The organism is Candidatus Electronema sp. TJ, from assembly GCF_048287355.1.
In the GTDB taxonomy this organism is placed as follows: Bacteria; Desulfobacterota; Desulfobulbia; order Desulfobulbales; family Desulfobulbaceae; genus Electronema.
On the sequence record NZ_JBLWEP010000068.1, the window covers coordinates 1 to 11,428 of the forward strand.

Annotated in this window: 11 protein-coding genes; 8 read left to right on the top strand and 3 right to left on the bottom strand. The window is 62.1% G+C overall.

All coding sequences use genetic code 11. The features are described from left to right. Positions 1–315: 315 nt before the first annotated feature. Positions 316–504, bottom strand: a complete 189-nt coding sequence (locus tag ACNKID_RS06585; protein ID WP_417912640.1) for a hypothetical protein — start codon at positions 502–504, stop codon at positions 316–318. 243 nt (positions 505–747) lie between these two features. Between ACNKID_RS06585 and aroC the strand changes: the two genes are divergently transcribed. The 7 genes from aroC (at position 748) to ACNKID_RS06620 (ending at position 7,630) form a co-directional block, all read left to right on the top strand. Further along, entirely contained in the window at positions 748–1,830 is a 1,083-nt protein-coding gene (aroC, locus tag ACNKID_RS06590) for a chorismate synthase (RefSeq protein WP_417912641.1), read from the top strand. 15 nt (positions 1,831–1,845) lie between these two features. Further along, on the top strand, positions 1,846–3,459 hold the full coding sequence (locus ACNKID_RS06595) for a glycogen synthase (RefSeq protein WP_417912642.1): 1,614 nt from the start codon (positions 1,846–1,848) through the stop codon (positions 3,457–3,459). Between the two features lie 4 nt (positions 3,460–3,463). Continuing rightward, the gene (locus ACNKID_RS06600; RefSeq protein WP_417912643.1) at positions 3,464–4,345 is read left to right on the top strand and encodes a hypothetical protein; all 882 of its coding nucleotides are present in this window, start codon (positions 3,464–3,466) and stop codon (positions 4,343–4,345) included. 216 nt (positions 4,346–4,561) lie between these two features. Then, a complete protein-coding gene (locus ACNKID_RS06605) occupies positions 4,562–5,797 on the top strand; it encodes a hypothetical protein (RefSeq protein WP_417912644.1) in 1,236 nt (411 codons plus the stop codon). 140 nt (positions 5,798–5,937) lie between these two features. Continuing rightward, a complete protein-coding gene (locus tag ACNKID_RS06610; protein ID WP_417912645.1) occupies positions 5,938–6,501 on the top strand; it encodes a 4Fe-4S dicluster domain-containing protein in 564 nt (187 codons plus the stop codon). 10 nt (positions 6,502–6,511) lie between these two features. Continuing rightward, the gene (locus tag ACNKID_RS06615; RefSeq protein ID WP_417912646.1) at positions 6,512–6,934 is read left to right on the top strand and encodes a hydrogenase iron-sulfur subunit; all 423 of its coding nucleotides are present in this window, start codon (positions 6,512–6,514) and stop codon (positions 6,932–6,934) included. Positions 6,935–6,961: 27 nt separating this feature from the next. After that, positions 6,962–7,630, top strand: coding sequence for a methylenetetrahydrofolate reductase C-terminal domain-containing protein (locus tag ACNKID_RS06620; protein WP_417912647.1), 669 nt, complete (start codon positions 6,962–6,964; stop codon positions 7,628–7,630). 442 nt (positions 7,631–8,072) lie between these two features. Here the strand turns inward: ACNKID_RS06620 and ACNKID_RS06625 are convergent, their stop codons facing one another. Together ACNKID_RS06625 and ACNKID_RS06630 are read right to left on the bottom strand one after the other, a co-directional pair. Further along, a complete protein-coding gene (locus ACNKID_RS06625) occupies positions 8,073–9,782 on the bottom strand; it encodes a YgiQ family radical SAM protein (RefSeq protein WP_417912648.1) in 1,710 nt (569 codons plus the stop codon). Between the two features lie 9 nt (positions 9,783–9,791). Continuing rightward, positions 9,792–10,244, bottom strand: a complete 453-nt coding sequence (locus ACNKID_RS06630) for a DUF29 domain-containing protein (RefSeq protein WP_417912649.1) — start codon at positions 10,242–10,244, stop codon at positions 9,792–9,794. A gap of 213 nt (positions 10,245–10,457) precedes the next feature. Here ACNKID_RS06630 and ACNKID_RS06635 point away from each other — a divergent pair. Next, positions 10,458–11,428: aminoacetone oxidase family FAD-binding enzyme (locus tag ACNKID_RS06635; RefSeq protein WP_417912650.1), on the top strand; the 971-nt coding region annotated here is incomplete at its 3' end.

Genomic DNA, 11,428 nt, shown 5'->3' on the forward strand with positions numbered 1-11,428 from the left:
ATGAACAAACTGGAACAAGCGGCGAGCCAAACGGGACGTGAACCGCCCTGTTTCACACTTCAATCAAGCCGTTTCACGCTTAAAACAACACGATTCACACTTAAAACGGTCTGGTTCACGCGTGAATCAAAGCGATTTAAGCATGAATCAGGCTGATTCACACTTCAATCAGCCCGATTGAAGCGTGAATCACGGCGATTGAAGCGTGAACCAAGCTGATTCACATTTGAATCGTGTCAGTTGAAGCATGAATCGTGCTGTTTTAAGCGTGAATCACGGCGGTTTAAGCGTGAACCAAGATGATTCATGTGTGAATCAGGGCAATTTAACTGTGAAACGGGACGATTCAACCGTGCTTTGCGGAGAAAAAAGCCACAGACGGCTCAGAAAATGCTGATGGCGCGGCGGACGCAGGCTAATTGCAACAAGAGGCAGCTGGTTTAAGTCCGTCGCTTCTCTTTCAGTGTTTAATTTTACAGTGATGCCGATCAGTTTCGTTTTCATTGCGGCCATTTTCAACCAGATCGACGGCTCTGTCAGCTGATTTCGATCAGCTTGTTGTATTTTAAGATAGCTTATCCTGCTGAATCTGTGGTAAATTACTCTTCCAATGCTGCAAACAGAAGCGGGCGGCAGTTTTCCAGAGACAGGAATCTTCGCGCCATGCAGCAGAAATTATGCCACATGCGGAGAAATATGTATTTTTCAAGAGTTACAGGTCATAACTTGGGTTAATTTCTACTATCTATGGCAGGAAACACCTTCGGCACCCTGTTCAGGGTGACAACGTGGGGCGAATCCCACGGCACCGCGCTGGGCGCGGTCATTGACGGCTGTCCTCCGGGCATCGAGCTGACCCCGGAAATGATCCAGCAGGAGCTGGAGCGCAGACGGCCCGGCAAAGGCGGCGCAACTTCGCCCCGGCAGGAGCCGGACAAGGTTGAAATTATGTCCGGCATCTTTCAGCCGGAAGGCGCGGCCTGTCCGAAAACCACTGGCACGCCGATCTCGCTGGTGATCTTCAATAAGGACGCGCATTCCAAATCCTACAGCAACTTGCAGGACATCTTCCGGCCCGGCCACGGCGATTTCAGTTATCAGGCCAAATACGGCATCCGCGACCATCGGGGCGGCGGGCGGGCCTCGGCGCGGGAGACGGCGGCGCGGGTGGCGGCAGGCGCAGTTGCCAAACAGCTGCTCAGCAAGTACAATATAAACGTCTTGGCCTATACGGTCGCCTTGGGCGGCATCTGGGCGGAAGAGCGCAACCTTGCGGTGATTGGCGAAAACAGTCTCTTCTGCCCGGACAGTGCGGCAGCGGAGCGGATGGAAGAACGCATCGCCGAAGTGCGCGAGCAGGGCGACACGCTGGGCGGCATTGTTGAAATCCGGGCAAACTGCCCCGCTGGTCTGGGCGAGCCGGTGTTTGACAAGCTGGATGCCGAACTGGCCCGCGCTCTGATGTCCATCGGCGCAGTGAAGGGCGTGGAGATCGGCGCAGGATTTCGGGCGGCGGAAATGCTTGGCTCGGAGAACAACGACCCTCTTTCGCCGGAAGGCTTTCTCAGCAACAACGCGGGCGGCATACTCGCCGGGGTCAGCAGCGGCCAAGAGCTGATCATGCGGGTGGCGGTCAAACCGATTCCGTCCATCCGCAAGGAGCAGCAAACCGTCACCCGCAGCAACGAATCGACAATGATCAAAATCGGCGGACGGCATGACATTTCCGCCATTCCGCGCATCATTCCGGTCTGCGAGGCGATGGTGCGGCTGGTGCTGGCGGATCAGCTGCTGCGGCAGCAAGTTGTGGGCAGACAGCAAACATTCTGAGGAATATTATTAACAATGAACCCATTTGAAGAACGAAGAGCGCAGCGCGTCTTGATGGTCAGCCGCGAGTATGAAGGACTGGCCGGGGCTGGCGGGGTGAAAGATGTCTGCCGCCAGCTTGCCGAGGCGTTGGCGCAGCACGGCGGCTGCGACGTGCGGGCCACGCTGCCGCTCTACGGCTTCATGGATGCCGCCGCGCTAGGCTTTGAGCGGCTGCCGTTGCCCTGCCGCGATGCTGCCGGAAAAACTGCCTACAGTTTTGAGGTGGATATGAATTATCCGGGCCGGGAGCGGCGCGAGGAGGTCAGCGTCTGGCAGCGCAAGATTCGGGGCGTGACTGTCTATTTGCTCGACTCCAAGCGCTTTGCAGAGAAGCACGGGGTGTACACCTACACCGCCGATGAGGAGGCGCAAAAGAGCTGGCAGCAGGCCGGAGCTGGGCATTATGACTACTTCGCCATGAACATCCTCCTTCAGAAGGCCGCCCTTGCCCTGCTGATTCTGCTCGATTTCCGCCCGGACATCATTCACTGCCATGACGGCCACGCCGCCACGTTGCCCGCGATGATGCGCGAAAACGAAGGGTGGCGGCACTGGTTCTGCCGCACAGGCGCGGCGGTGACCATCCACAACGCGGGGATGGGTTATCATCAGGAGGTGGCGGACATTGAATTCGCCGAATCCGTCACTGGCCTGCCTGCTTCAGCAGTGCGCTCCGGCATCTTCAACAGCTGCTTCGACCCCTTCGCCGCCGCCGCTGGCCATGCGGTGATGAACACGGTCAGCGAGAACTACGCCCGCGAGCTGCAAAAGAGCGAGGAGGACAGCCGCACCGGCTGGCTCGGTCATCATCTCCTGCGCAAGGGAGTGACGCTGGCAGGCATCACCAACGGCATCAGCCCGGAGGATTTCAATCCCTGCGAGGCAGAGAAGCTGGGCCTTGACGCGCCCTTTGATCCAGCCTCGGGCGATCTGCACGGCAAACGCGTCTGCAAGGAGCGGCTGCTGGCAGCCTGCGGCAACGAGCAGTATTGGGACAAAGTGACGCAGCACGGCAACCTGCGCTTTGAGCCAGATTTGCCGCTCTTCACCTTCATCGGCAGGCTGACTGCCCAGAAAGGCGTGGATGTGCTGCTCAAGGCTCTGACCCTTCTGGCCGCCACTGGCGAGACCGGGTTTCAGACGCTGATTCTCGGCAGCGGCGAGAAATATCTGGAAGAGCATCTGAAGGAGATGGCCGAAGGCAGCAGGCGGCTCTGCTTCCTCCAAGGCTACGCCCCAGCCTTGGCCAACCGGATTTACGCCGCCGGAGATTTCTTTCTCATCCCCTCGCTCTACGAGCCTTGCGGCCTGACCGACTACATCGCCCAGCTCTTCGGCAATCTGCCGGTGGTGCGCCATGTTGGCGGCTTGGTCAAGGTGCTGGACGGTGAAACAGGCTTCGCGTATCAGGAGCATCAGCCTGAGGCTCTTGCCGCCGCCATGCAGCAGGCCCTGCGCTTATACCGTCAGGAGCGCGGCCAGATCGCTGTCATGCAGCGGGCAGCTGTCGGGCGCATTCATGAGCGGCACACATGGGAGCGGGTGATGCAGGATTACCTCGCCCTCTACCGGCAGGCTCTGCGCTAATCCAATGTCCGCCTTTCTCCCTCCCGCCTTCCGCAGCTCTCTCCGCGTCGGCTGGTTCGAGCGGCAACGCGATTTCTTCATCCGTCAGGTCTTTGCTGATTTCTTCAACCTGATGCCCGCCTTTCAGGCCCTGTACCAGTCCTATTGCCACTGCCGCACCACCCGGCGCGGCGATGCCTGCTGCCTGCTGATCAGCAGCGAGAATCATGAGAAATGCAGCATCTGGGATCAGCTTTCGGTGATGGTCGGCACAGAGACGGAAAAAGGCCCGCTCTGGCTGCTGCGGGACCTCTGCCAGCAGATTTGGCCCGAAGGCGGCCCGGCCCAGCAGCTGGAGGATTCCCTGATTGAGTGGCTGATCGGCTCCATCTTTCATGAGGCGGTCAAACTCAAAGAGAATGTGCAGATACTCAACAGCTACGGCTCGGCGGCCTTCTGGAGCGTCGGCTTGGCTGCGTCGGCTTTCCGCCTGCGCCGGGTCATTGACCGCAAAGGGCTGGTGCGGCGGGTGGCAGTGGATGTCATGCGCCAGATGGAGCAGCTGGCCATGCTCTTCGGCCAGACCTGCAACATGCTCCGCACCATGCTGCCGCTGCTCTCCGGCAACCACCTGCTGGTCCGTTTTCTGGTCGAGCGCGAGGACATGGTCGAGGAGCTGTGGGGCGAGACCCTCGAATCCGTCTTTCAGGACATGTTCTCCGGTGCTCCCGGCCTCGGTTTCTGCACTGCCGGCCGCAGCTACATGAGCGGCCAGTGGTACACCCGCGCCCTGATCATGTACCGCCGCGCCCTGACACTGGACGGCGGCTGCGCCGAAGCGGCGGTCAAAGTCGAGGAGCTGCAACGGCTGATTCAGGAGACCGGCAGCTGCCTTGGCGCGGCGTAATCATCTTCCAGCTTTTCCATCTCGTTGTTGACATTCCTGTGCATGAGGGGTAATTTTCTCAGCGGATTTCCGGCAGGCCGCCGAATAAAAAACAACCTGACAGGTGATGCCATGCTCTCTTGCTCCTCTTTCGCAAAGCGGGCGGCATTTTTCGCGCTGTCCTGGTCGCTTCTGCCATGCGGCGCGGATGCCGTTGCGGATGTGTTGAAGCTGGTTATGCCTTCTGTTTTGACGAAGAAATCCGGGCCGCGCTGGCGCACGCCGCAGCTGCTTGAAAACGAAGCTGATTATGCGCATTCGTCTGAAATCGTTGCCGATGCCGCTGGAAACGCCTTGGCGTTATGGCGGACAGGCGGTGGAATTTGGTGCAGAAAATATACGGCAGGCATTGGCTGGCAGGCGGCAGGCCTGCTGGGCGGCAGCGGCAGTGTGGTTGCGATGAGTCCGGCAGGCAGCCTTGCTGTCATCTGGAGCGAATACGACGCAAATGACGATGCGGCTGCTTTTGCCAAGATCTGTTCAGCGGCAGACAGCTGCGGCGAAATTGTTCAGATCAGCAGCAGCGCCAGTTTCGTTCAGCCGCAGAGCGTGGTCATGGATGCGGCTGGCAACGCCGCCGCCTTTTGGACAGAGGGCATGAAGCCCAGCACGCTGTGGACAAACCGCTACGAATCCGGTTCAAGATGGGGCGCGCCGACTAAGATTGAAGGAAGTTCACAGCAGCAGAATGCCCGCGCTGTCGTCGATGCGTCCGGCAATTTGCTGGTTGTCTGGGAGCATCGGCTGGTCAACACCTTTTATCTTGCCGCCAAACGTTATGAACCAAGCGCAGGCTGGGGGGAAAGCCAGCTTATTGAGACCGCTGATCCGGTTCAGCTCTCCAACTCCACTGGCCACCAGCTTGCCGCGAATACATCAGGCGATGTGATTGCCGTCTGGCAGCGGACCACCTCGCCGCAAATCGGCAATGACATCTGGGCCAACCGCTATGCCGCTGGAACCGGCTGGGGAGCGGCCCGGCTCCTTGAAACGGATGCTGGCAATGGCGCAGGAAATCCTGATGTCGCTATGGATGAGGCAGGCAATGCAATTGCTGTCTGGCAGCAGTCTGACGGTTCCCGCTTGAACATCTGGACGGCTCGCTATGCGTCTGGCTCAGGCTGGAGCATGCCGCAGCTTGTGGAGACAAACGACTCAGGGGATGCGAAGCAGCCTCAGATTGCCATGAACCCGGCAGGTGGCGCAGTCGCAGTCTGGCAGCAGCACGACGGAATCCGCTGGAACATCTGGGCTGCCCACCATGCGCCCGGCGCAGGCTGGCAGAATGTCCGGCTGATAGAGACAAACAATGGCGGCGACGCACAGAATCCGCAGGTGATGCTTGACTCGAACGGCAGGGCCATCGCGGTTTGGGAGCAGGACGGCGGCATCTGGGCCGCCCGCTATGAGTAGCGGAGAACGCCGCCTGCGCAGCCTCTCATTGACAAACCCGCCAAAATGCGTTAGTTATTGCTGGTCGCGCACTGAATCCGCTCATTCGTATTTCCCTATATTGTTGCTCCGGCAACGCAACTGTCCAGCGAGGCTGCCGCATGTCTCAGAAAGTGTTTGCAATGAACCCACGCTTCAGCGCCGAAGTGGCCGCTGAACCCGGCGGCGGGCATCTGAACTCCTGCTTCGCCTGTGGCGCGTGCTCCGGCGCGTGCCCGGTGAGCATGGCGATTCCCGCCTATGATCCCCGCAAGATCATCCACATGATCCGCATGGGCATGGAGGAGCGGCTGCTCTCCTCCGAGCTGCTCTGGCACTGCTCCGGCTGCCGGAGCTGCGTGCCCGTGTGCCCGCAGAATGTCGGCTTTGCTGACATCATGACTGTGCTGCGCGGTCTGGCCTTGAAGAAAGGCCATGTCAGCCTTGACCAGCTGGTGGAGAAGGGCAAGGCCGCCAAGGTCGAGCGTGACCTCTGCGTCTCCTGCCTGACCTGCGTCCGCGTCTGTCCGTGGGGCGTGCCCAAGATCGACGCAGGCGGCGCAGCGCACATCGACCCGGCGGCCTGCCGCGCCTGCGGCATCTGCGCGGGCGAATGCCCGGCCCAGGCCATCACTCTCAACCAGTCCGAAGACGAGCGGCTCCTGGCTGCTTGCGGCGCGAACTAAGGAGGCTGCCATGAGCTTCACACCAGACATCCGGCTTTTCACCTGCCATTACGCCTCGTCGCAGAGCTGCGCCGAGGGCGGCAAGGTGCTGGCCCAGCTGAACTTCCCGGCCAACATCACTCTGACCCGGCTGGCCTGCACGGGCAAGCTGGAGGAGACAGACCTGCTCAAGGCCTTTGAGGACGGCGCAGACGCAGTCTACGTGGTCGGCTGCCCGGCTGAGGGCTGCCACAATGTCAAAGGCAGCCTGCGCGCGGCCAAGCGGGTCGACTCAGTGCGCAAGGCCTTGGCCGAGATGGGCGTGGAGGCGGACCGGGTGCGCATGTACCATCTGGAGCGCGGACTGCACCCGGAATTCATCGCCGCCGCCGAGGAGATGAACACGCTGATCAGCAGGCTGGGGAAAAGCCCCTTCTGCCGCAAGGCGGCCTGAGACCAAGACCTGTTTGAGGAGAACACTATGATAGTAGCTGAACGGAAGCCGCTGGCTGAGATACTGGAAATGCTGCGGGACAGCAGGAAGATCCTCGTGCTGGCCTGCAAGGGCTGCGTCACTGTCTGCTCGGCGGGCGGCGAGCGCGAGGCGGAGATTCTCGCCTCGCTGGTGCGGCTCGGCCTGCAAAAGGCGGGCAGGAACGCTGAAGTGGCTGTGGCCTCGCTGGTGCGCCAGTGCGACAAGGAGTACATCGACAGCCTCGACCAATACGCAGGCCAGCACGACGCGATCCTCTCCACCGCCTGCGGCGTGGGCGTGAACTTCATAGCCAACCTGCGGCCAGCCGAGCATGTCTACCCAGCTCTCAACACCACTTTCTTCGGCGGCTCCGCCGAGCAGGGCGTATGGAAGGAGATGTGCGCGGGCTGCGGCCACTGCGTGCTGCATTTCACCGGCGGCCTCTGCCCGGTGTCCCGCTGCGCCAAGAGCCTGATGAACGGCCCCTGCGGCGGCTCGGCCAATGGCCGCTGCGAGATCAACAGCGAGACCGACTGCGTCTGGCAGATGATTTATGACCGCATGGGCAGGCTACAGCGCCAGCAGGAGCTGGCCGCGCCCGCGCCTGTCCGCGACTGGTCAACAGCCGGGCATGGCGGGCCGCGCAAACGGGTGCGCGAGGATTTGACAGTGTAGGGACAAACTCCCGCAGCAGCGAGCACACGGCAGGGACTCGGCGCAAGCCGAGTCCCTGTTTGCTTTGGCAGTCGCGGCGTGCGGGCAAACGAGGGCAGATCATGCCGCAGTCCGCAGCTGCCTTGCCCTTGCAGGTGATTGAACACGAGATGCGAGAGGCGCTTTGCAAACCGCCCGGCCCTGCTCGGAGGCATTCGGTACCAGCATGCTGATACCCGGCGAGTCAGCATGCTGGTACAGCAGGAGTCAGCATGCTGATACCCCGCGAGTCAGCATGCTGGTACTTGAGGAGTCAGCATGCTGATACCCCACGAGTCAGCATGCTGGTACCCCACGAGTCAGCATGCTGGTACCGAGGGAGTCAGCATGCTGGTACCCGCAGCTGCGTTTGGCGCAGACGGGAGGCGGAGGATGATCCGCAGGGGCGGTTCGCGAACCGCTCCTACGGCCTGCCCGCGCCGCTCAGCGTCTCCTTCTGCCGCTCGCGCCGCCGCGCGTCCTTCTCCACATAGCAGGGCTGGCCGGTGAAGGGGTTCTCCCCAGTCCAATACATCACTGTTGACCAGGTTGACGGCGTGGGCGTGAATATCTGCACCTGCTTGGGCAGCACCTTTAGCTCTTTGTGGGCGAAGTCGCGCAGGGCGAGCATGTCCGCCTGGTCGCAGCCGGGGTGCGCGGCTATTATATAATAGGTGAGGAACTGCGGCAGGCCCTCTTCTTTGCTCAGGCGCAGGAACAGCTCGCGGAAGCGGATCAGGCTCTCCACGCCCGGCTTGCCCATGCAGGCGAGCACGTGCGGCTGGCAGTGCTCCGGCGCAACTTTCATCTGGCCGGAGACATGATGCCGCACCACCTGGCGCAGATAGCTCAGGCCGTTTTTGCGGTCAGCAAGGATCAGGTCATAGCGGATGCCGGAAGAGACGGCGGCCTGCTTCACGCCCGGCAGCGTGCGCAGCTCTTCCAGCAGCTTAAGCTGCTCGCCGTGATCAACTGCCATGTTCTTACAGATGCTGGGGAAGAGGCAGCGGCGGTCGCGGCAGCAGCCCTTGGTCAGCTTCTTGCGGCATTCGATGCCGTACATGTTGGCGGTCGGGCCGCCGACATCGTGGATGCGCCCCTTGAAGGCCGGGTGCTTGGTCAGCCGCCGCGCTTCAGCAACTATGGACTGGCGGCTTCTGCATGTGACGGTGCGGCCCTGATGCACAGCAATGGCGCAGAAGTTGCATTCGCCGTAGCAGCCCCGGTGCGTGGTGAGAGCGAAGCGGATGGTCTCCAAGGCCTTCACCTGCCCGCGCTGGCGGTCGTAAGGATGCAGGTCAAGCTGGTAGTCCAAGCTGTGGACATGATCTAGCTCCTCCTGCGTCAGCGGCGGCTGCGGCGGATTCTGGATCAGCCAGCGGTCGTTGTGAAGCTGGGCCAAACCCTGCGCGGTCAGCGCGTCGTTGTTCTCATAGAAGAGGCGGAACATGCGGGTGAAAGCCTGCTTCCGCGCCCGCTCCGCGCCTGCGACCTCGCTGTATGCAGGCAGCTCCAGATACTCCGCAGGCCGCTCCTTGCTGATATAACACAAACCCCGGATGCTGCGCGGATCGCGCCCGTCGCGCAGGCAGCTTGCCAGCTCGACCGCGCTGCGCTCGGCCATGCCGTAAAGCAGGTAATCGGCCTTGGCATCAAAGAGGATGGAGCGGCGCACCGTGTTGCTCCAGCAGTCGTAGTGGGCGATGCGGCGCAGGCTGGCCTCAATGCCGCCAAGCACCAGCGGGCTGGTCTGTTTGAAATGAGCGCGGATGAGGTTGGCGTAGGCGAGCACAGCGCGGTCGGGCCGCCGGTTGTTCAGGCCGCCGGGCGTGTAGTCGTCCTGCTTGCGCCTTTTGCCGGAGGCGGTGTGATTGGCAACCATCGAATCCACGCAGCCGCCGCTGATGCCCCAGAACAGGCGCGGCTCGCCCAGGCGGCGGATGTCGTCGCCATGCAGGTCTGGCTGGGCGATGATGCCGACCCGGAAGCCTGCGTCCGCCAGCACCCGGCCAATCACCGCTGTGCCGACAAAAGGCGAGTCGATGTAGGCATCGCCGCTGACAAGGATGATGTCGAGGCGGTCCCAGCCAAGCTGCTGGACTTCCTGCGGGGTGGAGGGGAGGAAATGGGGCATCAGGCTCTGTCAGCGCAGCTCCGGCTGCGGCGGCAGCCAGTCTGACGAAAGAACATCCTCAATCGGCCAAGGGCAGCGCTCCGGGAACTTCTCATAGGCGATGCCGCTTTCCTTGGCCGCCGCATCGCGGGCATCATCCCAAGCGTCGGCCAGCCAGTCCGCATCATGCAGGCATTGCCCCAGACTGGGAGTCTGCCGCAGGCGGCGCTGGACGCGCTCGCGCTGGGTCTTGATCGTCGCCAGCCAGCTTGCACCCTGCCGTGCGGGCTGGTAGCACCACTTGATCAGATGGCAGAGCAGCACTGCCATGCGGCTCGCCAGCTCCCGCTGTTCGCTCTTGCCCACGTCCTCTATTTCCTCAGCAATGTGCTCTGTGTCCAGCAGATCAAATCTGCCGCTGCGGAGCAGCCGCGCCTGCTCGCTGGCCCATGCGACTATGTCCGCCTCGTAATGCGCTGTCATCTCCGCTCACCATGAGTAGTATGGCTGGTTCCGCCAGCCCCTGCATTGATTACCCGCGATTCGCCTGGCCTGCAAGCGAAAACAACGCTTCCGCTCTTTCCTGAGGCAGTTAAGCAGGGTACTATTGCCCGCCAGAGTCCATTCCTTCCTTCTCATACTACGGAGCTGTCTCATGCGCAAAAGCACGTTCACCCTTCACTGGCAGGCGCTGCTGTGAGCCGCCGCATCATTGTTGTCGGCGGCGGAGCTGCCGGGCTGATGGCCGCAGGCCAGGCGGCGGAAGCCGGAGCCGAGGTCGTTCTTTTAGAGAAGATGGCGCAGCCGGGCCGGAAGATCAAGATCTCCGGCAAGGGCCGCTGCAACATCACCAACAGCGCGGAGCTGCCCGACTTCCTTGCCCGCTTCGGCAGAAACGGCAAGTTCCTCCGCCAGTGCTTCCAGCAGTTCTTCAGCCAGGACCTGCTCCGCTTCTTTGAGGAACGCGGCTTGGAGACTGTGACTGAGCGTGGCGGCAGGATCTTTCCTGCGCAGGGAGGGGCAGGCGATGTGGTCGCTGTGTTTCAGGACTGGCTGGCAGGCTTGCCGGTCTCGCTGCGGCCCGGCTCGCGGGTGGATGAGCTGCTCATCGAGGACGGCTGCGTGCGCGGCGTGCTCTGCAACGGCCAGCAGGTGCTTGGCGGCGCAGTGATCCTCGCGGCAGGCGGCTCGTCCTATCCGGCCACCGGGTCCAGCGGCGAGGGCTGCCGTCTGGCGGCAATGGCCGGTCACAGCATCGTCCCGCTCCGCCCTGCCCTTGTGCCGGTGGAGACTGGCGGCATCGCGGCCAAGCTGGCCGGGCTGCACCTGCGCAATGTGGGCGTGCGCCTGCTGATCAACGGCAGGAAGCAGGCGGATGCCTTTGGCGAGCTGCTCTTCATGAAGTACGGCCTCTCCGGCCCGGTCATCCTCACCTTGAGCGGCCAGATGGTGGACGCGCTGCGCGAGGGAGCGGCGGTCGGCGTGGTGATTGACCTCAAGCCGGCCTTGGACGAGCCGAAGCTGGATGCCCGCCTGCTGCGCGATTTCAGCGAGCGGCGCAAGGAGGCTATGGCCTCGGTGCTGCGCGGTCTGCTGCCAGAGCAGATGGTGCCTGTCTGCTTGGAGGCGGTCAGCCTTGCGCCGGAGCGGCTGGCTGGCGAAGTCAC